This window comes from Pedobacter hiemivivus, from assembly GCF_005144565.1.
Classification (GTDB): Bacteria; Bacteroidota; Bacteroidia; order Sphingobacteriales; family Sphingobacteriaceae; genus Pedobacter; species Pedobacter hiemivivus.
This window is the reverse complement of sequence record NZ_SWDX01000006.1, coordinates 1-23,570: the sequence shown is the minus strand read 5'-3', so window position 1 is coordinate 23,570 and position 23,570 is coordinate 1. Positions and strand designations below refer to the sequence as shown.

The window sequence follows — 23,570 nt, the reverse complement described above, 5'->3', positions numbered from 1 at the left end:
TATTTAAAAATTAAAAACCTCATATTTATACGTTGAATAGAACATAGTGATCATGGCAATTTTTAATGTAAAAATATAAGAGATGCAGTACCGGGAAATATTAGATCAGCTTCGTACCCATGTTGCAAGCTTATTTCAAGCGCATAAGGACGAGCGCTTTGTTTATCACAATTTACATCATACAGAACAAGTCGTAGAGAATGCGGTTAGAATTGCCAATCATTATCAATTGTCTGATCGGGACTTTTTTATCGTGATGGCAGCCAGTTGGTTCCATGATATGGGCTATCTGTTTGATTGTACTCAACACGAGGTCCGGGGTGAAAGTATTGCTGCCCAATTTTTAGCAGAAAAAGAGGTAGATAAAGACACGATTGCTTTAGTTGGTGGTTGTATTATGGCTACAAAAATGCCTCAAAGTCCTGTTGGCTTGTTGCAACAGATTGTTTGTGACGCAGATCTTTTTCATTTGGGGAGCGACAGTTTTAAGGAAAGAAATAAGCTCATGCGCAAGGAAGTTGCCGCATTTTGCAATAAAGAGATCGATAAAAATGATTGGAGAATTAAAACCATAGCACTTTTTAAAGCCCATCATTATCATACCGATTTTTGTCAACAATTACTAAACGATAAAAAAGCACAGAACCTTGCCGAAATGGAAAACAAGCTAATCAGCCCAGCAGAAGGCGGGACAACAGCAGTTTCAACAACAGGAAAAACGAAAAAGGGTGAAGAACCGAAGCGTGGAGTTGAAACCATGTTTAGGATCTCTTCTACAAATCATCAGCGATTGAGCGATATGGCGGATAATAAAGCACATATCATGATCTCTACCAATTCTATTATTCTGTCAGTAATTTTAAGTTTACTGTTGCGTAAACTGGAAGATAACCCACACTTAATTATTCCAACGCTGCTGTTGTTGATTGTCTGTGTAGTAACTATGGTATTTTCAATTTTGGCTACTCGACCTTCGATTCCGGAAGGTGTATTTACACCTGCTGATATTGAGGACAAAAAAGTGAATTTACTGTTCTTTGGTAATTTTTACCGGATGAGCCTTTCTGATTACCAGAGTGGGATGCTTAAGATGATGGATGACAGAGATTTTCTTTATGGCAGCTTAATTAAAGATGTGTATTCTCAGGGAGTTGTACTTGGTCGCAAATACCGTCTGTTAAGGGTCGCTTATAATGTATTTATGTTCGGTATTGTGGCAGCTGTTTTAGCCTTTATCGTCGCTTCGGCAATTGTAATGTAAATTTTTTATGGAAGATGCTGTTTTTTTTAACAGGGATTTAAGCTGGTTAAGTTTTAATGAACGCGTGCTTCTGGAAGCAGATAAAGCCACAGTTCCTTTGTTGGAACGCATAAAGTTTCTATCTATCTATTCTTCAAATTTAGATGAATTTTACAGGGTAAGGATACCAGTTTTAATGGCGCTAGATGAGTTGGGTAAGGATACGGAGCGGCGGAGCGATTACGAATTGGCAAAAACAGAGATTGATAGGCAGCAGCAAAAATACGGATCTATCCTGGCTGAACAGATTATACCCGAATTGGCAACGCATCAAGTTTATTGGATATACAATAAGCCTATGCCTGCAAATATATCAGCTAAAGTTGCCGATGTGTTTTTTACGGAGATACTGGCTTATATTCATTCTATTCGTATTGATGACGACCTTAGTGATTTTTTTGCCGAGAATAATAAACTTTATCAGGTAGTTATACTGGAGGATCAGCAGGGAAGGGAACGATTGGAGTTGATCAACATCCCATCAGATACTATACCCCGTTTATACGCTATAACTGAGAATAACGACAAATACATCGTGTTTTTGGAAGATATCATTAAGCACAAGATGGCTTACTTGTTTCCAGACGACCAAATTAAGGGTGTTTTTAACCTGAAAATTACCCGAGATGCAGAATTGAAAATAGAAGATGTGGATGATGAAGATGTTACCGCCTCACTAGAACGTCAGTTGGAAGCACGTGATTTCGGCTTTGCTACTCGTTTTTTATGTGAACCGGGCATTCCGCTTAGAAATCTCTATTATCTCATTTATAGGCTAAATTTGCAAAAGGCCTCGATTGTTGAGGGGGGTACCTATCATAATTTAAAGGACTTAAGTAGTTTTCCGTTAAGTGATGCTATATATAGTTACCCAAAATGGCCAGCCATCAAATCTTTGCAGATCAATGAAAAGGAAACCCTTTTTGACGATATTTTGAAGAAAGATATATTGATCAATGTTCCTTATCAAAGCTATGATCCCATACTTCGTTTTTTTAATGAGGCTGCTAATGATCAGAATGTGGTAGAAATCTATACAACACTATATCGTGTTGCTCATGATTCTAGAATTGTTAGTGCTTTAAGTACTGCGTCCAGAAATGGGAAAAGAGTGGTGGTTATGGTCGAGTTAAAAGCGCGCTTTGATGAAGCAAACAACATCAAATGGGCAAAGCAAATGAAGGCGGCTGGTGTAAAGATCATTTATAGCAATATAGATCTGAAGGTTCATGCTAAAGTAGCACTTGTTAAGCGGGCATTTAACGGTACATATGATTATTTGGGACTGTTGGCCACGGGTAACCTAAACGAAAGCACCGCAAAATTTTATACAGATCAGATTTTGCTTACTGCTCATCGACCAATGTTAGAAGAGCTTGAAGCGTTGTTCGGCTTTTTAAGTAAAAGTAAAAAGGCACCTTCGGCAGAAGATATGATCGAATTTAAACACTTGTTGGTGGCGCAGTTTAACCTGCAACAACGGTTTTTGGATTTGATACAGCGGGAAATAGATCATGCTAAAAATGGTCAGGCCTCAGGCATTACCATCAAATTAAATAACCTTGAAGAACAGGTGCTGATTACGAAGTTGTACGAAGCCGCACAAGCAGGGGTGAAGATCAAGCTTATTGTTCGCGGGATTTGTTGCTTGCTTCCTGGAAAGACTGGCTTAAGCGAAAATATTAGTGTAACAAGAATTGTAGATCGGTATCTTGAGCATGGGCGTATATTTGTGTTTGAAAACAATGGGAATCCGGAAGTTTTTATGGGCTCAGCAGATTGGATGAACCGGAATATCTACAGCAGGATAGAGGTTTGTTTTCCTGTCTACAACGAAGAATTGAAAGAGTTGTTGCTTAGAATAATTAACTTACAGCTAAATGATAATGTTCAAGAGTCAATTTACTTACTTTTGCAACAGAAAATAACTAACCAAACACGCTTATGAGACGATTTTACATAAATTTTCTATACACCACGATTATCCTATCCGTCCTTGGATCATACGCCTGTAAAAACCCGATTAATAAATATACGAGTCCTAAGGGATACGATTTCAATAAGCCTGATAAGTTTAATATGCCATCAAGTTTGCTGGAAATATCCGGTATAGCTTTTCGTAACGGCAATAGTGATACTGTTTATAGTATTCAGGATGAGGATGGTAAGTTATTTCGTCAAAAATGGGACGTTAAAAAGCAGTATCATATGAAATTTGCGACTAAAGGAGATTTTGAAGACCTGGCGATCCTTAACGAAACCGTATTTATACTGAAAAGTAATGGAACGCTGTATTCATTCCCCTTTTCAGAAACCGTAAAAGAAGAGACCGACAAGGTTAAAGAAAGAAAGAAATTGATGCCGAGTGCCGAGTATGAAGGTATGTATGCCGATGCTCAAAGTAACAAGATTTACATTTTATGCAAAAAATGTGATTTAGATAAACAAAAGAAACAGGTTACAGGTTATGTTTTCGATTACAAACCTGAAATGGATAGTTTAGTGTCAGCAGGAAGCTTTAAACTTGATCTAAAACAGATCAAAGTACTTAAGCCTAAATTTAAGGCGAATTTAAGTCCGTCTGCTTTGGCGAAAAATCCAAAAACAAACGAATGGTATGTGTTGTCATCAGTTAACAAAATGTTGCTGGTTACTGACGCCAATTGGAAAATTAAGGAAGCCCATCAGCTAAATTCGTCAATGTTTAATCAACCAGAAGGAATTGCCTTTGATAAAGACCTGAATCTGTATATATCTAATGAAGGCGACGAGATTACTGATGGTAATATTTTGAAATTTAGCTTCCATAAATAATGCAAGCCATAACGCTAGATCTAAATAAGGGTGTAAAGGGCCCTGGCCAAGAGTTGGTTAAGGCTAATATTAAACTCTCTCTACGCCCTTTTATCAATTATATTGAAAGGAGATTAGAGACTGAAAAGACTGCTAAGATCAACTTTTACAGGTATATACTCGAAGAGTTTAATAAATACCCGGAATTAAGACACCCGATTTCTAATGAGGATGCGGGTAAGTATACCGCGCTTTTTGAGCTGATTTATACCGCTTTATCGCCAATTATCAATGATGAGAAACAGCAATACTGGGCATTAGGGACGCCTATATCTCCATGTTTTCACTACGGTACAGATGCTTTTTATGGCTTTTTGATGGATGCCACAAGTTGTAGTTTGAAAACGGATCTCAGCCTGCCTTCTAAGCGGGAAATGGAGAAAAATCTATTGTCTGCATTTTATAACATCATCATGGAGCGGTTTTATAACTTCTCCTTAGCTGGTACTCAGTTGGTTATTCATTCTGTTATAGATCCTGACACCCGTTTACTTAAATATTATAGGTTAAATGTAGATACGCGGTTTTTGGATATCACGACAAGTGTTAAACTGCCTGAATATAATCTAAAGGATGTTAAGGATTATATAAAAGATGAGCGAAACACCTTAAAGATCTTAACTAAGCTTATTCCACCACAATTGTTTACAGTTGAGGGGATTTCGATTGTTACCTTAACTGATGTTACAAGTGAATACGCTTTGGAAACAGTTAAAAATCTAGTCATAGATCATAACGAATCGCAGCAGGGTTTGCATACGAAAGACATATCGACCGCTTTAAAAACACTTGTTGGGACTGATCAGATTGATTTTGGAATGATTCCTTATATCAAGCTAAATAACAAGCTTCAGATCAATGAACTTTCAGGTTTTAACAGCATTTTAATTCAACTTGGAAGAGAGGAAGGGCAGCATGAAATTGAACATGATGGGCTGATCGAGGAATATATCAGAAACCCTCGTACCTTAATTTTTCCTGAAATTTCTGAAGAAGACCAGCATAAATACCCAACGTTAAAGCTATTGGGGCAGGTAGGTATTAAATCTTATGCTCTTTTTCCGTTGTATTACAACGCGCGTTTGGTAGGCTGTCTTGAATTATATACGAAAGATTCGACTCAGTTTAATGGAAATACATTGAGCAAGATTGAAGCTGCATTTCCGTTGCTCGCGCAACTGTTTCAGAATGTTATTATTGATTTCAATAACGAAATTCAGGATGTAATTACAGATAAGTTTACTGCTTTACAGCCTTCAGTACAATGGCGTTTTCATGAGGCTGCTTATAATTATGTACAATCTGGTGCAAGGGATAGGAATTTCCCTATAGAACAGGTGTTTTTTAAAGATGTTTATCCATTTTATGGAGCTATAGACATTAGAAATTCGAGTATTCAACGTAATGGGGCGATAAGAAGAGATTTATATGCTCATTTTGAAATCCTGGAAAATACCTTAAATGCAATAAGGGAAAAGTCTACAGCGTGTGCGGAAAATGAAATTCCGGAAGGCGTATCCCTATGGAGTAATAAACATTTGGATGAGCTGTCGGATCGGGAGATTTTTAAAACTGAAGACTATTTACAGCGGCAGATACCAAATTCATTACAACATTTAAAAAACACTTATCCAGAAGTTGGTCATATTGTAGATGATTACTTTAAACTGATTGGTGATAAAAGGAAAAGCTTCGAGAACAGGGATCGCTATGAGAAAAGCATGCAAATGATCAATGTGGCGGTAACCAGGCACCTTGATGAGTTTAATGCCGAATTGCAAAGTATTTATCCTTGTTATTTCGAGAAATTTAGAACTGATGGTGTGGAGTTTGATATTTATCTCGGTCATTCTATCTCACCGGGGATCCCTTTTCCTCATGATATCGTTCAAGATTTTAGGTTAAGGCAACTGCGTATACTTGCAGAAATAGCACGTACAACGAATAATTTAGGTCCTTATTTTTCTATCCCTTTAGAAACTACACAGCTTATTTTTGTGTATGAGAAGCAGATTGATATCAGCTTTAGGATTGACGAGCAGAGGTTTGATGTAGAGGGTAGTTATAATATTCGTTACCAGATGGTAAAGAAAAGGATTGATAAAGCATTGATAAAAGATACCACTGAGCGACTTACGCAACCTGGTAAAATAGCTATTGTATATTTTAACAGTTCTGAGGCTAAAGCTTACCTGGGTTACATTAAAAAGTTGCAGAGCCAACGCTTACTAAATGATGATCTTGAGCATCTTGAATTGGAAGAGTTGCAAGGTGTTGAAGGATTAAAAGCCCTTAGAATAGGGGTTAAGTATTAAATTGCCAGATATGTATTTAAAGAAAGTGCTTTTTGCGGTGTTGTTGTCCGGTTCAGGTCTTATGGTATTCACGAATACGAAAGCTCAGGGACTCGTTTCAAAAGATTCCATTACGATTGCAGTTGCACCCGAATACAATAAAGTAAGCGCTTTCCATAGGTTCTGGTTAGGCGAAAGCTATCGTGCAATATGGGCTACGCCTGTGAAAATGCGCATCATCGATCTTCAGAAGGAAAAAGGTGGGTTAACTATCGTAAAGCTTGGTGGCGGGATGCAAACCCGCTCTTTACGTCTGGTTGATCCTGCTGGTAAGGAATGGGTATTGCGTACGGTACAGAAATACCCGGAGCGAGGTATGGCAGAAAACCTGAGGGCAACTATAGCTAAAGATATTGCACAAGATCAGGTATCCACCAATCACCCTTTTGCAGCTTTAGTTGTACCTGATTTGGCAGGAGTATTGGGATTGGGACACGCTAGACCTGAAATCGTATATGTGGGTGATGATCCCGGATTAAAAGAATATAGAAAAGAATTTGCCAATGCGGTTTACCTGATTGAGGAAAGAAGCCCTTTTGAGGAGAAGACTGACAATACGGAGAAAGTTCAAAAAAAGATTCAGAAGAATAATGATACCAGGGCAGATCAGCGACTGACACTAAGGGCAAGGTTACTCGATTTTTTACTGGGCGATTGGGACAGGCATGAGGATCAATGGCGCTGGCTGGTTAAAGCCGATGGTAATGAAACCATTTATGAGCCGGTACCACGCGATAGGGATAAGGTGTTTTATAAAACATCGGGTGTATTTCCTTGGGTACTAAACCATCAATGGCTTAAAACACATTTGCAACCTTATAGCGATAACATTAGGGATGTAAATCACTGGAATTTCAATGAAAGGTATTTTGACCGATATTTTTTAAACGAGCTGACTACACAAGATTGGAAGGAGGAGGTTAAGTATGTGCAAACTAAGCTCAGCGATAAATTGGTCCATGAAGCATTTAAGAAGATGCCGGATACAGTATTTAAATTATCTGGTTCAGAATTGATCAGGTGTTTTACCTCAAGAAGGGACAAGTTGGACACGCTTGCTATGCAGTATTACAAATTCCTATCTATAAATGTCGATGTGCCCGCATCTGAAAAGAAGGAAAGTTTTAAGGTGAAGAATCTGGAGAATGGTGATGTTGAGGTGATCATTCATAATATCAATAAAGAAGGAAAAGAAGGTCGTTTGGTTTATAGAAGAACCTTTACTCAGGGAATTACTAAGGAAGTAAGGTTGTTTGGAATAGGTGGAGAGGATAAATTTTCGGTGGATGGACCTTCCGCATCGCGTATTCGCGTACGTTTAATTGGTTCTGAAGTCGGCAATCAATACCAGGTTGCGGCGGATGTGAAAAACAAGCCATTTATCTATGATGAACCTGCAGAGAGTAACCAGTTTCCTGATAAATCTCAGGCCAAATTAAGGTTGTCGAATGATTCATTAGTTAATCGTTTTGATAAAACCAGTTTTCTGTACGACCGCTCAGGAGTCCTGGTTAATGGTGGATACAATATTGATGAGGGAGTGCAGATTGGTTTAGGTTATATAATTGAGAAACAAGGCTTCAGGAAATCTCCTTATGCGCGTAAACATGAGTTTTGGGCCAATTACAATTCTGGCAGGAAGTCCTTCGTGCTAGATTATGTGTCTGATTTTAAGAAGGCTATCGGCAATAATGATCTTACAGTACATGCTAATTTATTAGGCCCCAATAACCTGAGTAATTTCTTTGGCTTAGGCAACAATACGGAGCGGACTCATCCTGATTTTGAGGCTGAAGATTTGGATAGAGAAGATGGTATATCTTATTACAGGAATCGCTACAATTACTTTAATGTTGATGTTAAGTTGGGTAGGGAAATTACTAAACGCTTAAGAGTCGATGCAGGGGTATTGTTTTCTTATTATACCAGTTCGGCGGAAGCAAACGAGGAGCGTTTTTTTAATGATTACAATGCTGCAAACCCAGATCAGCAGATCTTTTCTGATAAATTATATGGTGGTTTAACAGCTGGATTGGTTTATGATAGCAGGGATAATGTATCGATACCTAAGAAGGGTGTTTACTGGAAGACTGCGGTGGTAGCTCAACACCGATTGGATAAAACCGCCGATAGTTATGGTGCATTAACCACTGAATTCCGCTTTTATATCAATCCTGCGAAATCAGGATTGGTCATTGCTAATCGTTTGGGTGGGGGAACAACTATAGGTGATCCTACTTTCTTCCAGCGTATGCAGATGGGTGGTGCAAAGAGTTTACGTGGGTTTAACAGCAAGCGTTTCACGGGGACTAGCATGGTGTATAATAACTTAGATTTAAGGCTTAAGCTTTTTAATTTCACTTCTTACCTGGTTCCCGGAACTGTAGGTATGATTGGTTTTACGGATGTAGGCCGTGTATGGGAAAAGGGAGAGCATTCTAATAGATGGCATCATGGTTATGGTGGCGGTTTATATGTAATGCCTGGTGAAACCATTTTAATACAGGCAAGTGTTGGTGCTTCTAAAGAAGCCAGTATGCTGTATTTATCTGTAGGATTTAACTTTTAATATATTTCTGCTCCACGTCATCCTGAATTTATTTCAGGACCTCGCACCTGCAAGATTTTCTTTCTCTTTCGAGGTCCTGATACCGGCCTACGCCGGCACGACGAATTCAGGATGACGGTCGTATTAATGATACAAGCTCATATTTTGAATATTAACAAATAAGCCCTAATTTAAGTCCCTTATTTTAACCAGATATTTAACCACAAATAGGAACACAAACCACACAATAAAACCACAAAGAACAATGAACAGAAGAGATGCGCTTAAAAATACCGCGGTCTTGCTCGGAACTGCAATTTCGGCAACAACCTTTGGTATTTTATTTGAAAGCTTTACACTTCCAGAAAATGAGAAAAACTTTGTTTCATTTTCGGCAGATCAGGAAAAGGTATTGGGAGAGCTTGCTGATATTATTATTCCACCTACAAAAGATTCCGGTGGGGCTAAGGCCGCTGGATTAGGAAGTTTCATTCCAATGATGATTACAGATTGTTTCCCGCCTAAAGTACAACAAGCTTTTGCTGAAGGTTTAAAAGACATGGAAGCTAAATCATTAAAAGACTTTAATAAAGATTTCTTGTCTCTTACTGTAAAGGAACGGGAGCAATTGGTTGCTAACTTAAGAACCGAAACGATTGAGAAACAAAGAGCCGATAGGACCGCAAAAAGAAGCGGTGTTACCTATTTCTTCGTGTTGGTAAGAGATCTGACCATTTTGGGGTACTATGCCTCTGAAATAGGTTGTACACAATCACGTGAATATATAGCCATACCAGGCCGCTATGATGGTGCTGCAGATCTTAAGCCAGGACAGAAATCTTGGGCTACTTAACGTTTAATTATTAAAGAATAATCAATCATGAATATAAATACCGACTTAAAGAAGGAAAATACATACGATGCTATTGTAATAGGATCAGGGATAAGTGGTGGCTGGGCTGCAAAAGAATTAACTGAAAAGGGGTTAAAGGTATTGATGTTGGAACGTGGGATGAACATTGAACACGTAACAGACTATGAATCTGCTATGAAAGATCCATGGGAGCTGAAACATGCCAACCGTTTAACTGAAGAGCAGAAAAAAACTCACCCTGTTCAGATAAGAGATTATCCATACAGTGAAGCCAATGAAAAATGGTGGGTAAACGATTTAGAGTGTCCTTATACAGAAGATAAACGATTTGATTGGTACAGAGGCTTTCATGTTGGTGGTAAATCATTAATGTGGGGTCGTCAGAGTTACCGTTTTAGTGATCACAACTTTGAAGACAATGCAAAAGATGGTCATGGTAATGATTGGCCGATTCGTTACAAAGATTTGGCACCATGGTATGACTATGCGGAGCGTTTTGCTGGTATCTCTGGGCAAGCCGAAAACTGGCCTTTATTACCTGATGGACAATTTTTGCCACCAATGGATTTGAATATTGTTGAGAAATCTGTTAAAAAAAGGATAGAAGAGCATTATAAAAAAACAAGGATTCTGACGATTGGTCGTGTGGCCAATTTAACAGTTCCTCATAAAGGTCGTGGCAATTGCCAATATAGAAACTTATGTAGTCGTGGCTGTCCATTTGGCGCTTACTTTAGCACGCAATCATCTACTTTACCGGCTGCTGTAGCTACAGGAAGGTTAACATTAAGACCATATTCTATCGTGAACCATATCATTTATGATAAGAATACGAAGAAAGCTAAAGGGGTAATGGTAATTGATGCCCAAACCAACAAAACGATGGAGTTTTATGCAAAGATCGTTTTTGTGAATGGTTCTACATTAGGCTCTACTTTTATCTTGCTAAACTCTACTTCAGAGGCGCATCCTAATGGTTTAGGAAATGGAAGTGGTCAGTTAGGACACAACTTAATGGATCATCATTTCCGTTGTGGTGCATCAGGCGAAGCGCCTGGCTTTGAGGATAAATACACTTTTGGTCGTAGGGCAAACGGAATTTATGTGCCTAGATACCGTAACGTAGGTACCGATAAACGTGATTATTTACGTGGATTTGGTTACCAGGGTGGTGCAAGTCGTAAAAACTGGCAAAGCGATGTTGCTGAGCTTGCCTTTGGTAATGATTTTAAAGAAAAAATGAGCAGTCCTGGTGAATGGACTATGGGACTTGGTGGTTTCGGAGAAATGTTGCCTTACTACGAGAATAAGGTGTATATCGATAAAACTAAGAAAGACAAATGGGGACAACCTGTATTGGCTATCGATTGCGAGTACAAAGAAAATGAAAAGAAAATGCGTGTTGATATGATGAATGATGCTGCCGAAATGTTGGAAGCTTCAGGTATGAAAAATATCAAAACGTATGATAGAGGTTGTTATCCAGGTATGGCGATTCACGAAATGGGAACGGCTAGAATGGGTAATGATCCAAAAACATCTGTGTTAAACAAATGGAACCAAATGCATGAAGTAAGCAATGTATTTGTAACAGATGGTTCTTGTATGCCTTCTATTGCTTGTCAAAACCCTTCGTTGACTTTTATGGCCTTAACAGCCCGTGCATGTGATTATGCCGTTAAAGGACTGAAGAATAAGAGCATTTAATGAAATGCTTTAAATAAAAAACCCGGTAGGCTATTGGCTTACCGGGTTTTTTATTTTAAAACAGCTTACTCAGCGTCGTTATCGACAAATAGTTTGATCTCATGATCAGAAATGGTGATCAGTCTATCTTTATACAATCCACCAATTGCTTTCTTAAAAGCGCTTTTACTGATTTTGAAACGGTGGTAAATGTCATCTGGAGTGCTTTTGTCGCCCAATGAAATCACACCGCCACTATCTTTCAGGTCAGCAAGCAACACGTCCTTAGTCTCCAGGATGTGGCCATAGCCCATAGGTTGTAAACTCAAGTCTATTTTTCCTTCTACACGAATCTTTTTGATCCAACCTTTGCGTGTTTCGCCAGGGTTTAGTTCATCAAATAATTCGTTGGTATATAAAAGACCAATGTATTTATTGTCTACTATTGCGTTGTAGCCCAAATCTGAGCGATCAGCGATCAATAAACTTACTTCATCACCTTCTTCAAGGTCTATATCTTCTTCCTCTACAAAATTTACAAGTTTAGATGAGGCCAGCATACGGTCGTTGCCTTCATCCAAAAATACGTAGACAACATGTTTATCACCTTTAAACATTGGGCGTTTCTGCTCACGTTTAGGTACGTAAATATCTTTACCTAAACCAATGTCCATAAATGCACTACCATCTTCAGCTTCATCTACAACAGTTAGATAAGCGAAATCACCAACGCAGGCATAAGGTTTTTTAGTAGTCGCTTGTAATCTGCCATCCTTTGGCATGTAAACAAATACATTCAGGTTGTCACCTATTTCAGCATTTTGAGGGACATCGACATAGGGTAGAAGTACTTCTTTTTCACCATCAGTTAAAATCAGACCCTCTTCCGTTTTTGTTACTATCCTAAGGTCGTTGTATTGTCCTATTGCTATCATTTTACAAAGGTAGCATTCTATTGTCGTTTTCTATGTTCTTCAACGATTTCTAAGTAATGTTTACCCTTAGTTTTTTTAGTTTCTAATCCGCCGCTTTCCAATCCGAACAAAATTTCAAGTTTCCTGGCAATTTTAAAGGGAATATCCTCTTTGTCGTTAATACATATATCGCGATAGTTATAAAAGGTGGTTAGCCCTTTACCAATGATGCCAGGAATAGCCTTAAGAATGATCTTGTATTCGCTTCGTTTTAAATTCTCTATACATTCTTGAATTTTGTATTTCTTAGGCAAGAATTCTTTGTTTTGAGCATTTTCTTCCATTTAATAATATGGTTTTGTTAATGATAAGTTTGTCAAAAGATTAAATTATTGCAAGTCTATACAGAAAGCGATATAAGTTGGGTAAAATATTGGCTTTATTATTTTTATTGTTTTAGCGCTGTTATGCAGGATTATTTTTCCGGAAGAATTAAGGAGAATATAGGGCCATCAAACCTATCTTTAAGTAAATGCATCGCTATTTTGCTGCGCTTACCAGATGAGCAACAACATACAATTCTTTGCGTATTCGAAAGTTTATCTAGATGATCATTGAGATTGTAAAGAGGGATGTTAATGCCGCCAATGTTGTATTCCTCGTATTCGTAGGGTTCTCTAAGGTCTACCAATTGATAATTAAGCTGATCGTTTTTCCATTGCTCCAAATCTTGCATATTTATCTCTTTGGTATTGTCTTGATCTGTATTTTTTAGCGGATTGCTACTATTATTAGCTTCCCCAAAATTAAATCGTTGTGTTTCATTGTTTAAGGCATTAAACACAAGGAGTTGTCCTGATAAAACCTCGCCGAAGTCACAGATGACTTTAATCGCCTCATTGGCCATGATGCTGCCAATAATCCCTGGTAAGGTACCAATTACACCACTTTCTCCACAATTTGGAACCTCATCAGGTAAAGGCGGTTCCGGATAAATTGAACGGTAATCAGGTCCAGCATTAAAATTAAATACCGATACCTGGCCTTCAAACTGAAATATAGAACCAAATACGAGTGTTTTATTTAGTGCAACACAGGTGTCATTTACCAGGTAGCGGGTTGGGAAGTTATCAGATCCATCAATTACCAGATCGTATTGCCCAATCAACTCTTCTGCATTTTTAGCAGTTAGCCGGAAAGGATAGGGGGTAAATTGAACATCAGGATTGAGCAGCTGCAGCTTTGCTACAGCAACATTGACTTTATATTTACCGATATCAGCCATGTGGTACAATACCTGTCTATGCAAGTTTGTTTCATCAACTAAATCGTTATCTACAATACCAATATGGCCGATTCCAGCAGCCGCAAGGTATAGCAGCAATGGGCAACCTAAGCCACCAGCGCCTATAACCAGTATCCTCGCATTAAGCAGTTTGTGCTGTCCCTCAATTCCCAATTCAGGAAGTATGATTTGCCTGTCGTACCGTTTTAGTGTGCTCAACGTTCTCAACGTTCTCATGTTTCAAGTCTTTTATTTCAATTCCTCCCTCAGTGCATTATCCCAGTCTTTCCAAACTGCTTCATAACCTTGTTTGGAAATCATTTCTGCTATTTCTAAGGCAGATCGTTCATCCGAAATCTCAAACTGTTCTAGCGACTGTGGTTCTACTGCATAACCGCCAGGGTTAGTTTTAGACCCTGCACTCATCGCTGTGATGCCGAGTTTAATGATGTTGTCTCTAAATAAATTAGATTCTCTGGTGGAGATGGATAACTCTACTTCCTCATTAAATAACCTGTAAGCACAGATCAATTGGACAAGCTCTCTATCGTTCATGACAACTTTAGGTTCCAATCCGCCACTAAACGGCCTCAATCGTGGAAAAGAAATGCTGTATTTGCTTTGCCAGTATGTTTTTTCAAGGTAATCCAGGTGCATGGCTGTATAAAAAGAGTCTGTACGCCAATCTTCCAAGCCAATCAAAACCCCTAAACCTATTTTATGGATACCTGCCTGTCCCAATCTATCTGGCGTTTCCAGACGGTATTGGAAGTTTGATTTTTTACCCTTTGGGTGATGCTTTTTGTAATCTTCCTCATGGTAGGTCTCCTGATACACCAGTACCGTGTTTAAACCATAAGGCCTCAGTTCTTCATAGTCTGTAAGGTCTAATGGCTGCACTTCCATAGAGATGTGTGAAAAATGTGGCCCAATCAATTCTAGCACTTTTTTAAAGTAATCAGTATGTACGGATTGGTTGGCTTCACCGGTGACTAATAATACGTGGTCAAAGCCCATTTCCTTAATTACAGCAACCTCCTGCATAATCTCCATGGGAGAGAGCGTTTTTCGCTTTACCTTATTGTCGTAGCTAAATCCACAATAGGTGCAAATGTTATTGCACTCATTAGAAAGATATAAGGGCACGTACATTTGAACCACACGGCCAAAACGCTTTAGGGTTAGCTGCTGACTGATCTGGGCCATTTGCTCCAAATACGGAGCGGCAGCGGGGGAGATCAATGCCTTGAAATCTTCCAACGTTCTTCTGCGTGCAGATAAAGCACGCTCCACATCAGCAGCCGTTTTGCTGTAAATGCTTCGGCTCGTTTCATCCCAGCTGCATTGCTCAAAAATGTCGTTAAAACCAGACATAGTAATTAATCTAAAAATGAAGTAAGGGGACTGCTGGCTATCGCATGGCTGCCAATTGCACCTAGTTTTGCTTTATAAGCCATTCGGCCTGCCTCAACTGCGATTTTAAATGCTTTTGCCATCTGGATCGGATTCCCAGAAACCGCAATGGCCGTATTTACCAATACTGCATCGGCACCAATTTCCATGGCTTTAGCGGCATCAGAAGGTGCACCAATTCCGGCATCTATAATCACGGGTACGTTACTTTGATTGATGATGATTTCCAGAAAGTCGATGGTTTTTAAGCCTTTATTACTACCAATTGGAGATCCTAAAGGCATTACGGCTGCCGTTCCTACATCTTCCAGCCGCTTACACAAAACCGGATCAGCATGGATGTATGGCAATACGATAAAGCCAAGTTTAACCAATTCTTCCGTAGCTTTTAAGGTTTCAATGGGGTCGGGCATCAGGTATTTTGGATCAGGATGGATCTCTAGTTTTATCCAGTTGGTTTCTAATGCTTCTCTGGCTATCTGCGCAGCAAATATGGCTTCATTGGCATTTCTTACGCCTGATGTATTGGGTAATAAGTTGATGTGGGGATACTTTAAATGTAATAAGATATCGTCTTCATCAGTATGCATATCCACTCTTTTAAGAGCTACGGTAACTAGTTCAGAACCTGAAGCCAGGAGTGCTTCTTCCATTTGTATTGCGGAGCTGAATTTTCCGGTGCCTGTAAACAGACGGGAGTTAAATATTTTATCTGCTATTTTTAACATAGTAGTTGATTGATGGTATTTAAGATAGTTGTGGTATCGTTTTGATTGGTTAGTGCTCCGGATAATGCTACACCATGAACTCCAGTTTCCAATAGCAAAGGAATATCCAGAATTTCTATTCCGCCGATGGCGATAACAGGTAGCAACATGCCCGCTTCTCGAGCTTGTTTCATTAGTTCCATATATCCATGTAAACCAATTATAGGACTTAAATTTTGCTTGGTCGAAGTAAATCTATATGGTCCTAAGCCGATATAATTAGCCCCATCTTCAGCTCTTTGCAGCATGTGAGCTAAAGTATTTGCTGTACCACCAATGATCATATCTGGACCAACAATAGTTCTGGCTTCTGCAACTGGCATATCCGCTAAACCCAAATGCAGACCGTTAGCCCCGGCCTTTAATGCTACCGATGGGTAATCATTTACAATTAGTCTGGCGCCATGTTTTTTACACAGAGCTGCTGCTGCCATAGCCAATGGCAATACCTCGGCCTCAGTTTGGTTTTTAACCCTTAGCTGTATCCATTTACCACCAGCAAGTAGTACCTTTTCGATGGATGCTAAATGAGAGCTACCAGCGGGCGACTGGGATATATAATGTAGTTTGTCTATCATAACTTATGGTACCCTAATAGGGTGTTGTTGCTGTTTAAAAAATGTTCAATGTATTGCTTAGCCTGGGTACAGGCGTTTAAAAGCGTAAATCCTTTTGCTAAGTAAGCTGTAGCAGATGCCGATAATACGCAGCCTGAGCCATGTTTCTGATGGATTTTAGGCGTGTTGGGTTTTAGCTCATGTATTATGTCCAGTTCAAATAGGTAATCTGTACCCATATTATCCTCCAGGTGCCCACCTTTTAATAGAACCGGACAATGAGTGGCCCAAGCCTTCGCAGTGGCGTGTACCCCAGCTTTGCCGCCCATGCTTAGCATTTCCGGGAAATTGGGGGTGATCAAGTCAATCTGTTTTAAAATGGGAGCTAATATTTCTAAACTATCTTTCCAATCGTGAAACTCATAGCCTGAGCTGGCTTTTAAAACAGGATCAACTACAATTTTTAGACTTGGCGCATGAAATTTTAGGTAATTGATCACTTCAAGTAAAACTGCGCTATCTTTAATCAGGCCTATCTTACAGGCTGCGATCGGAAACTTAAGCAGAAGTGGAGCCAACTGGTCTATAATCTGGGCTGCATCCAACCAATCATTCGTTATAAAGTCGCTATCTGTTTGCACTGTTAAAGCAGAACAAATGCCAAAACCATAAACCTCATGTTGCTCAAAACATTTCACATCCGATAAAACCCCAGCCCCAGCACTTGGATCAAATCCTGCTATACTCAATACATAGGGCCTGTTTTTCTTAGTGGTTGTCATATTTAATTAAATGAATTAGATGAAGTTTGTTTATTGCTATTTATTAGGTGTTTAAGATTTTGTATTTCTTCTTCTTTCTCAGTCCATATTGCCCCAAGTACTGCAAATCCATCAAAACCCATTTGTTTAACAGGATCTATTTTTTCTGCTGTTATTCCACCAAGGGCGATAATTTTTGGGCTGTGGATATGCCTGGGTAAGACAAAATCAATATTGGCAATTCCAGCATAGCCCGGCTTAGAAATACTGTTAAAAACGGGACCGTAAAAGGTATAATCAAATCCTGTCAAATCATTCAGCTCATCTAGATGATGAATAGAAGTGCTATGGGTATAGTTGCCCATAGCAATAGGTAAGCCTTTAACGATAGTTTCCTTTCTGAGCCATTCTGGATAATGAAGGCGATTAAGCGAAGGGAAATCTACAACCAGTTCATGAAATTGATGCAAGGCGATCCTATCGTGGAAACGTTTATCTATTCCGTCAATCAGCGCTGCATATGCTTGCCTGCTAAATCCTTCCTTTCTCAAGTGAAAAAGTAGCATGCCAGCATCAAAGAGCTGATTTATCAAATGAGCTTCATCCTTAAAATAAACAGGATCAGATATGACGATCAATTTCATTTAACTGGTTTTAATAGTTTGTTGATTTACAGGTATATTTCACTGCCTTTCTCAGTAAACTCTTTAGATTTATCTGCCATTCCTTTTTCTAATGCTTCTTGCTCATCCATCCCTTGTTTTGCTGCGTATTCTCGCACATCCTGTGTGATTTTCATAGAGCAAAAGTTAGGGCCACACATTGAGCAGAAGTGAGCAATTTTGGCACCTTCGGCCGGCAAAGTCTCGTCATGAAACTCCTTAGCTGTATCAGGGTCTAGCGATAAATTAAACTGATCTTCCCATCTAAATTCAAATCTGGCTTTACTCAAAGCATTGTCGCGGTATTGTGCGCCCGGATGTCCTTTGGCTAAATCAGCAGCGTGTGCCGCAATTTTGTAAGTAATTACGCCATCCTTTACATCTTTCTTGTTAGGTAAGCCTAAGTGCTCTTTAGGGGTTACATAGCAAAGCATAGCGGTACCAAACCAGCCAATCATGGCTGCCCCAATGGCCGATGTAATGTGATCGTAGCCGGGAGCAATATCAGTAGTTAGCGGGCCTAAGGTATAAAATGGTGCCTCAGAGCAATGCTCCAGTTGCTTTTCCATGTTCTCTTTAATCAAGTGCATAGGTACGTGTCCAGGGCCTTCAATTATGGTTTGTATATCATGTTTCCAGGCAATTTTGGTCAGTTCACCTAAGGTTTCCAATTCACCAAACTGTGCTGCGTCATTGGCATCAGCAATGCAACCTGGTCTCAGTCCATCTCCCAAAGAGAAAGCAACATCATAAGCCTTCATAATCTCGCAGATTTCTTCGAAATGTGTGTATAGGAAATTCTCTTTGTGATGCGCTAAACACCATTTTGCCATGATAGAACCGCCACGGGATACGATTCCAGTTACCCTTTTTGCGGTTAATGGAACATAGCGTAGCAATACACCAGCATGGATGGTGAAATAATCAACCCCTTGCTCTGCCTGCTCAATCAACGTATCTCTAAATAATTCCCAGGTCAGGTCTTCCGCTTTACCATTTACCTTTTCCAGCGCCTGATAGATCGGAACCGTACCGATAGGAACAGGGGAGTTGCGGATAATCCATTCACGGGTCTCATGAATGTTTTTACCAGTCGAAAGGTCCATTATTGTATCTGCACCCCATCTACAAGCCCAAACTGCTTTTTCTACTTCTTCTTCGATAGAAGAGGTGACTGCCGAATTACCAATATTGGCATTGATTTTTACCAGGAAGTTACGACCAATAATCATAGGCTCCAATTCCGGATGGTTAATGTTACAAGGAATAACTGCTCTGCCCGCGGCCACTTCCTGTCTCACAAATTCGGGCGTGATATAGCCTTTTGGGGTATTGGCGCCAAAGCTATGGCCTTTGTGTTGGTGACTCATCACCTCATATTGTTCGCCCAGTTGCTCGTTTAATAGGTCTATCCTTTGGTTTTCTCTAATGGCGATGTATTCCATTTCGGCGGTAATGATGCCTTTTTTCGCATAGTGCATTTGTGATACATTCATGCCTTTTTTAGCGCGGTAAGGTTTATTTAGATGCGAAAACCTGAGTACATCAAGCTTGGTATCTGTCAAACGTTCCTGCCCATAGTTAGATGAAATTTGTTCCAGCTGGTCTACATCTTGTCTACCAGTTATCCACTTTTCTCTTAATCTGTTTAAGCCTTGTTTTACGTCAATATTTGCCTCAGGGTCAGTGTATGGACCGCTCGTGTCGTAAACTGTTACTGGAGGGTTTGGTTCGGTTAAACCAAAGCCATTGTGAATCTTGGTTTCACTTAAACTGATTTCACGCATGGCCACTTCAATGTCGTGCAATTGACCTTTGACAAATACTTTTCGGGATGCAGGGAAAGGTGTACGGCTGATCACCTGTGCGTCGGGAGTTTTTTCTTTTTTCATATTTAATGGGAATGAAGGATGGGTTTATCCGCCTTGAGTGGCTTTAATGAGCATAACCTGATCGCCTTCTTTTAAAAGATGGGCAGACCAGTTAGATTTAGAAACAATAGTTTGATTGATGGCAACGGCAATGCCCTTTGTTGCTCCGGAGAGTACAATAGAAAGCATTTGTTCGACAGAACAAGTGTCTTTAAGCTGATGTGGTTGTTGATTTACAGTTATTTCCATAATTTAAAAAATTGGAAAAACTATAGGATTGCCTGTAACAGGAATGGAAAAAGAACAAACAAGTTTGCTCTTACTTTTCCCTTCGGCAGTACTAACTGCATCAGGTTCAAAGGGTATATCTCAGCGCAAGGCACCCCTAAAGTTTTTTGTAAATCTAGGTTATTTTTTTTAAAATCCTAATTTGATGTTGTAATCTTAAGGATTTACGCCCTGCTGACAGTTGCGCGGCATTCCTGCCAAATGAATTGCTAAATTTGCAGCGCAATATCTATGCAATGATTTCTACAACAAAACACCGTTTCTTTTTAAGTCTGTTTTTTTTCATGTCGGGCTTAAGCTTTGCTACCTGGGCTTCCAGGATTCCAACGATTAAAACCACTTTCGATTTTAATGAAGCCGAGTTGGGCAGTATTTTACTGGCTTTACCTATTGGCTCATTGCTAGGTTTGCCACTTTCGGGTTGGCTAGTATCAAAATACAATAGTCGCGTTCCACTAACCGTAGGGTATGGGCTTAATGCACTTTCCTTAGCCCTTATAGGCTTTGCACACAATACTTTTAGTTTGGTAGCTGCAGTGGTGTTATTTGCTTTTACGACCAGGATCTTTAATATTTCTGTGAATACCCAAGCGCTTACTTTGCAAAAAAGGTTTGAAAAAAAGATTGTGGGTTCCTTTCATGGCTACTGGAGCATTGGGGGGATAGCGGGTATCCTGCTTTCGACACTTTTCCTGGAACTTAATGTACCGATACAGTATCATTTTTTAGCTGTAGCCATTTTAATGTTGATTGTGACCTTATATTCATACCAATTTTTACTAAAAGGCGACCGCTCAGAAACAGGGAATAAGTTGATTTTAAGTAAGCCGGATCCTTATATATTTTATCTTGGCTTGGTTGTTTTTCTATGTGCAATATGCGAAGGAGGGATGTTCGATTGGAGTGGAATCTACTTTCAGGAGATTATTAAAGTTGAAATTTTCACTTACGGATACTTGATATTTATGACCTTTATGGCTATGTCGAGGTTCGTGTCTGACTTAATCGTAGCCAGATTTGGGATGCCTAGTACTTACATTATGAGTGCCGTTTGTATCATCTCAGGCATTAGTCTGGCGATTATTTTTCCATTTTTCTGGACGGCGATGGTTGGTTTTTCATTAGTTGGATTTGGAACTGCTGCTATCATCCCAATGTCGTATGCACTGGCCGGAGCATCAAAGAAATACTCTGCAGGAATGGCTATATCCATTATTGCAACCTATTCAATTACAGGGATGCTGTTAGGGCCACCACTAATCGGTTATCTGGCACATGCATTTAGTTTAAGAGTTTCGTTTATCATATTTGCTATTTGTGGGCTATTGTTAATTCCCATCACGCAAATGTTTTTTAAACATCAAAGGCTTTCAGATAAAGCTGGTTAAACAGTTTATTTGAAAGCCTTTGGCTACTTTATTCAATGAATTCGTTTAGCAATTTTTAGGCTAAATGGAATTGTTACTGCCGTCATGCTCTACCTTTGATTTTGTTCTTTCTAATTCGGAGTCTTTGAAGTCCTGAAAATCTTGCGATACTACGGCAACTTTGTTTTTTACTTTGTCCACCATACGATCTTTCAAATTTACTAAATCATCTTTGCGGGTAAATACTTGCCTTTTTATAGACTGATAGCCATCATTAATGCTATCAACTGTGTCTACGGCTTTATCTGAGATTCGTCTTCTTGTTCTTTTGCCACTTTCTGGAGCAAATAATACACCTAATACGGCTCCAACTGCAAGTCCGGTGAGTAAAGCTACAATTGAACCAGCATTGTCAGATGGTTTGTATGGTAGGTTTGGCATTCGGCTGGGAATAAACTTTTTATAATTCATAACTGTTTTATTTATTGGTAATAAAATATGTCTTGTCTTTTATAACACAGGTCGACGCATAGTGTTTTAATAAAAAAGGATTAATTCATTTGGGCAAATGAGTTGACAAGACAATGCGGTAAGACACTTTCGGCAGGGATACTATGAATACAGGATAAATACAACTTAAAGACTGAACGAGTACATGGTTGCTCCTGTTTTCGTCACGACAATAAAAAACATTTCAAAATATGCGAAAAGAGCGCGGATGGGCCTAAAATTTCGCAAAATTGACTGACCCACGTATCTTTCCTTGGAAATCTATCAGGCTTATTTGATGTTAAAATCATTTCAGACTGACCCATTGACTAAAACAGGAAAGTACAGCATATTAAAATCAATTTCATTCAGAATTAGGGATCGATTCTGTCAGGATGAGCTGATGTTTCTGATCATAATAAGTGCAGGTCATCAATGATAAATTCACTATCCATCTATCGATTCCTGTTTCTGCGCAATGTTTGCAAAAGCTGAGGTAATCAGTTTGTCCTGCCTGATGCATTTTCAAATACTTCGCAAACTTTTTCTTATTACTTGTAGCAGCGACGACTAAAGGTTCATACTTTGCCTTGGAGCTTAGTTGAGGGCCATTATTTCTAAAATACTGGGTATGGCTATCAGCTACATAGGTCACAAATTCTTCTACGCCTAACTTTTTGATCGCTTGAATGTACTGGGGGAAATCTGCTCCACTTTTTACTTTTTCATGTTCCTGCTCAATCGCTTTAAGTGCTATTTTAGGGCTATTAAAAAATTTAGAATCCCTCACCAATTCGATATCATCCCATTTTTCTGTCTGTTCCTGATCTACTGTCCCATCCGCTATTACAGCTCTGAATACAGCAACAGGATTGAAGCTTTTACTATTGATGATCAGGTTACCAGAAAATGTCTTTTGTATAAACTGAAATGAAAACATAGAAATACATAAACAGCCTGGTTCTATTTCAAAGTTAAGTTCCTGAGCTGGCATAACGCTATCTTTTGAACCATTTGGAATTTCAATCGACTGAATCGGACACATCGTTCTATTTCCATAAGTAAGGTCGTACATCCCCACAGCAATATTTAAGAAGCATGAACTGGCTTTTACCGGAAATTTCATGTCCTTTGAAACAAGCATTTCCGGCAACTTGATGGTCAGGATATTTCCATTGATGGTCTGTTCAGGTTGCGCAAAGAAATTATCCATTACAGGAGAATCCGCATTAAATTCAAAACCATTGAGCCGATCAAAACTATTGGTTGTAAAACGATAGGTCTCAGATTGAGCGTCGAATGCCTGTTTCAATGCCTTTTGTACGTCTGTTCTAAAGCGATAAACCATTGTTCCATCATAAAAATCTGTGATGATCTCCGTTGCATCTCGCCGGAATTGTTCTGCCAGGGTACTGGCGATCCCAAATTGAGTTGCTGCTTTGTGTGTGTTTTCAGTTTGCTTCTCCTTTGTCAACCTGGATTTGCCTGTAACCAATTGCATATTGCGATACTTCTTAAAAACAGCAGGTCCTATTACACCTGTCAGGAATTTTCCGTCAAATTTTGCCATGATCTATATGT

At 39.2% G+C, this 23,570-nt stretch carries 20 protein-coding genes and 1 riboswitch; of the genes, 8 read left to right on the top strand and 12 right to left on the bottom strand.

From position 1 onward, the window contains the following. Positions 1 to 82: 82 nt before the first annotated feature. From FBD94_RS16020 to FBD94_RS15990, 7 genes are all read left to right on the top strand, one after another. Complete coding sequence (locus FBD94_RS16020) at positions 83 to 1,261, top strand: Pycsar system effector family protein (RefSeq protein WP_131608476.1); 1,179 nt, start codon at positions 83 to 85, stop codon at positions 1,259 to 1,261. Positions 1,262 to 1,268: 7 nt separating this feature from the next. After that, positions 1,269 to 3,248, top strand: a complete 1,980-nt coding sequence (ppk1, locus tag FBD94_RS16015; protein WP_136880938.1) for a polyphosphate kinase 1 — start codon at positions 1,269 to 1,271, stop codon at positions 3,246 to 3,248. Then, complete coding sequence (locus tag FBD94_RS16010) at positions 3,245 to 4,114, top strand: SdiA-regulated domain-containing protein (RefSeq protein WP_136880937.1); 870 nt, start codon at positions 3,245 to 3,247, stop codon at positions 4,112 to 4,114. The genes ppk1 and FBD94_RS16010 overlap by 4 nt, the downstream gene beginning before the upstream one ends. Beyond that, positions 4,114 to 6,468, top strand: a complete 2,355-nt coding sequence (locus FBD94_RS16005; protein WP_136880936.1) for a GAF domain-containing protein — start codon at positions 4,114 to 4,116, stop codon at positions 6,466 to 6,468. The genes FBD94_RS16010 and FBD94_RS16005 overlap by 1 nt, the downstream gene beginning before the upstream one ends. A gap of 10 nt (positions 6,469 to 6,478) precedes the next feature. After that, the gene (locus FBD94_RS16000) at positions 6,479 to 9,076 is read left to right on the top strand and encodes a BamA/TamA family outer membrane protein (RefSeq protein WP_136880935.1); all 2,598 of its coding nucleotides are present in this window, start codon (positions 6,479 to 6,481) and stop codon (positions 9,074 to 9,076) included. A gap of 244 nt (positions 9,077 to 9,320) precedes the next feature. Next, on the top strand, positions 9,321 to 9,908 hold the full coding sequence (locus tag FBD94_RS15995) for a gluconate 2-dehydrogenase subunit 3 family protein (protein WP_131608471.1): 588 nt from the start codon (positions 9,321 to 9,323) through the stop codon (positions 9,906 to 9,908). A gap of 27 nt (positions 9,909 to 9,935) precedes the next feature. Then, positions 9,936 to 11,636 (top strand): GMC oxidoreductase, encoded by a 1,701-nt coding sequence (locus FBD94_RS15990; RefSeq protein WP_169472328.1) that lies wholly within the window; start codon positions 9,936 to 9,938, stop codon positions 11,634 to 11,636. A gap of 65 nt (positions 11,637 to 11,701) precedes the next feature. Here the strand turns inward: FBD94_RS15990 and FBD94_RS15985 are convergent, their stop codons facing one another. The 10 genes from FBD94_RS15985 to thiS form a co-directional block, all read right to left on the bottom strand. Further along, complete coding sequence (locus FBD94_RS15985) at positions 11,702 to 12,550, bottom strand: CvfB family protein (RefSeq protein WP_131608469.1); 849 nt, start codon at positions 12,548 to 12,550, stop codon at positions 11,702 to 11,704. Between the two features lie 17 nt (positions 12,551 to 12,567). After that, a complete protein-coding gene (locus FBD94_RS15980) occupies positions 12,568 to 12,873 on the bottom strand; it encodes a hypothetical protein (RefSeq protein ID WP_136880933.1) in 306 nt (101 codons plus the stop codon). Between the two features lie 131 nt (positions 12,874 to 13,004). Continuing rightward, positions 13,005 to 14,051, bottom strand: coding sequence for a HesA/MoeB/ThiF family protein (locus FBD94_RS15975; protein WP_136880932.1), 1,047 nt, complete (start codon positions 14,049 to 14,051; stop codon positions 13,005 to 13,007). 12 nt (positions 14,052 to 14,063) lie between these two features. Continuing rightward, a complete protein-coding gene (thiH, locus tag FBD94_RS15970) occupies positions 14,064 to 15,188 on the bottom strand; it encodes a 2-iminoacetate synthase ThiH (protein ID WP_136880931.1) in 1,125 nt (374 codons plus the stop codon). A 5-nt stretch (positions 15,189 to 15,193) separates the two neighbouring features. After that, positions 15,194 to 15,955, bottom strand: coding sequence for a thiazole synthase (locus FBD94_RS15965; protein WP_136880930.1), 762 nt, complete (start codon positions 15,953 to 15,955; stop codon positions 15,194 to 15,196). After that, entirely contained in the window at positions 15,949 to 16,572 is a 624-nt protein-coding gene (locus FBD94_RS15960; RefSeq protein WP_136880929.1) for a thiamine phosphate synthase, read from the bottom strand. The genes FBD94_RS15965 and FBD94_RS15960 overlap by 7 nt, the downstream gene beginning before the upstream one ends. Beyond that, a complete protein-coding gene (locus tag FBD94_RS15955) occupies positions 16,569 to 17,333 on the bottom strand; it encodes a hydroxymethylpyrimidine/phosphomethylpyrimidine kinase (RefSeq protein WP_136880928.1) in 765 nt (254 codons plus the stop codon). Before FBD94_RS15955 ends, FBD94_RS15960 begins: the two co-directional genes overlap by 4 nt. Before the next feature lie 2 nt (positions 17,334 to 17,335). Beyond that, positions 17,336 to 17,956: a thiamine phosphate synthase gene (locus tag FBD94_RS15950; RefSeq protein WP_136880927.1), complete on the bottom strand. Its 621-nt coding sequence runs from the start codon at positions 17,954 to 17,956 to the stop codon at positions 17,336 to 17,338. Between the two features lie 26 nt (positions 17,957 to 17,982). Further along, positions 17,983 to 19,866 (bottom strand): phosphomethylpyrimidine synthase ThiC, encoded by a 1,884-nt coding sequence (gene thiC, locus FBD94_RS15945; RefSeq protein WP_131608461.1) that lies wholly within the window; start codon positions 19,864 to 19,866, stop codon positions 17,983 to 17,985. 24 nt (positions 19,867 to 19,890) lie between these two features. Continuing rightward, on the bottom strand, positions 19,891 to 20,094 hold the full coding sequence (gene thiS / locus FBD94_RS15940) for a sulfur carrier protein ThiS (protein WP_131608460.1): 204 nt from the start codon (positions 20,092 to 20,094) through the stop codon (positions 19,891 to 19,893). A gap of 60 nt (positions 20,095 to 20,154) precedes the next feature. Beyond that, positions 20,155 to 20,242: riboswitch (TPP riboswitch) on the bottom strand. A 127-nt stretch (positions 20,243 to 20,369) separates the two neighbouring features. Between thiS and FBD94_RS15935 the strand changes: the two genes are divergently transcribed. After that, the gene (locus tag FBD94_RS15935; protein WP_136880926.1) at positions 20,370 to 21,521 is read left to right on the top strand and encodes an MFS transporter; all 1,152 of its coding nucleotides are present in this window, start codon (positions 20,370 to 20,372) and stop codon (positions 21,519 to 21,521) included. A gap of 60 nt (positions 21,522 to 21,581) precedes the next feature. On the opposite strand, the gene FBD94_RS15930 is transcribed toward FBD94_RS15935, so the two are convergent. Together FBD94_RS15930 and FBD94_RS26305 are read right to left on the bottom strand one after the other, a co-directional pair. Further along, positions 21,582 to 21,971 (bottom strand): YtxH domain-containing protein, encoded by a 390-nt coding sequence (locus tag FBD94_RS15930; protein WP_131608458.1) that lies wholly within the window; start codon positions 21,969 to 21,971, stop codon positions 21,582 to 21,584. 382 nt (positions 21,972 to 22,353) lie between these two features. Continuing rightward, on the bottom strand, positions 22,354 to 23,559 hold the full coding sequence (locus tag FBD94_RS26305; protein WP_235884509.1) for a DUF1398 domain-containing protein: 1,206 nt from the start codon (positions 23,557 to 23,559) through the stop codon (positions 22,354 to 22,356). Positions 23,560 to 23,570 lie beyond the last annotated feature (11 nt).

Coding starts and splice junctions, on each gene's coding strand:
- FBD94_RS15980 (WP_136880933.1), bottom strand. CDS start 12,873: ATGGAAGAAAATGCTCAAAACAAAGAATTCTTGCCTAAGAAATACAAA.
- FBD94_RS15930 (WP_131608458.1), bottom strand. CDS start 21,971: ATGAATTATAAAAAGTTTATTCCCAGCCGAATGCCAAACCTACCATAC.
- FBD94_RS15935 (WP_136880926.1), top strand. CDS start 20,370: ATGATTTCTACAACAAAACACCGTTTCTTTTTAAGTCTGTTTTTTTTC.
- FBD94_RS16020 (WP_131608476.1), top strand. CDS start 83: ATGCAGTACCGGGAAATATTAGATCAGCTTCGTACCCATGTTGCAAGC.
- FBD94_RS16010 (WP_136880937.1), top strand. CDS start 3,245: ATGAGACGATTTTACATAAATTTTCTATACACCACGATTATCCTATCC.
- ppk1 (WP_136880938.1), top strand. CDS start 1,269: ATGGAAGATGCTGTTTTTTTTAACAGGGATTTAAGCTGGTTAAGTTTT.
- thiS (WP_131608460.1), bottom strand. CDS start 20,094: ATGGAAATAACTGTAAATCAACAACCACATCAGCTTAAAGACACTTGT.
- FBD94_RS15975 (WP_136880932.1), bottom strand. CDS start 14,051: ATGAGAACGTTGAGAACGTTGAGCACACTAAAACGGTACGACAGGCAA.
- FBD94_RS15960 (WP_136880929.1), bottom strand. CDS start 16,572: ATGATAGACAAACTACATTATATATCCCAGTCGCCCGCTGGTAGCTCT.
- FBD94_RS15965 (WP_136880930.1), bottom strand. CDS start 15,955: ATGTTAAAAATAGCAGATAAAATATTTAACTCCCGTCTGTTTACAGGC.
- FBD94_RS15985 (WP_131608469.1), bottom strand. CDS start 12,550: ATGATAGCAATAGGACAATACAACGACCTTAGGATAGTAACAAAAACG.
- thiC (WP_131608461.1), bottom strand. CDS start 19,866: ATGAAAAAAGAAAAAACTCCCGACGCACAGGTGATCAGCCGTACACCT.
- thiH (WP_136880931.1), bottom strand. CDS start 15,188: ATGTCTGGTTTTAACGACATTTTTGAGCAATGCAGCTGGGATGAAACG.
- FBD94_RS16005 (WP_136880936.1), top strand. CDS start 4,114: ATGCAAGCCATAACGCTAGATCTAAATAAGGGTGTAAAGGGCCCTGGC.
- FBD94_RS15995 (WP_131608471.1), top strand. CDS start 9,321: ATGAACAGAAGAGATGCGCTTAAAAATACCGCGGTCTTGCTCGGAACT.
- FBD94_RS16000 (WP_136880935.1), top strand. CDS start 6,479: ATGTATTTAAAGAAAGTGCTTTTTGCGGTGTTGTTGTCCGGTTCAGGT.
- FBD94_RS15990 (WP_169472328.1), top strand. CDS start 9,936: ATGAATATAAATACCGACTTAAAGAAGGAAAATACATACGATGCTATT.
- FBD94_RS26305 (WP_235884509.1), bottom strand. CDS start 23,559: ATGGCAAAATTTGACGGAAAATTCCTGACAGGTGTAATAGGACCTGCT.
- FBD94_RS15955 (WP_136880928.1), bottom strand. CDS start 17,333: ATGACAACCACTAAGAAAAACAGGCCCTATGTATTGAGTATAGCAGGA.
- FBD94_RS15950 (WP_136880927.1), bottom strand. CDS start 17,956: ATGAAATTGATCGTCATATCTGATCCTGTTTATTTTAAGGATGAAGCT.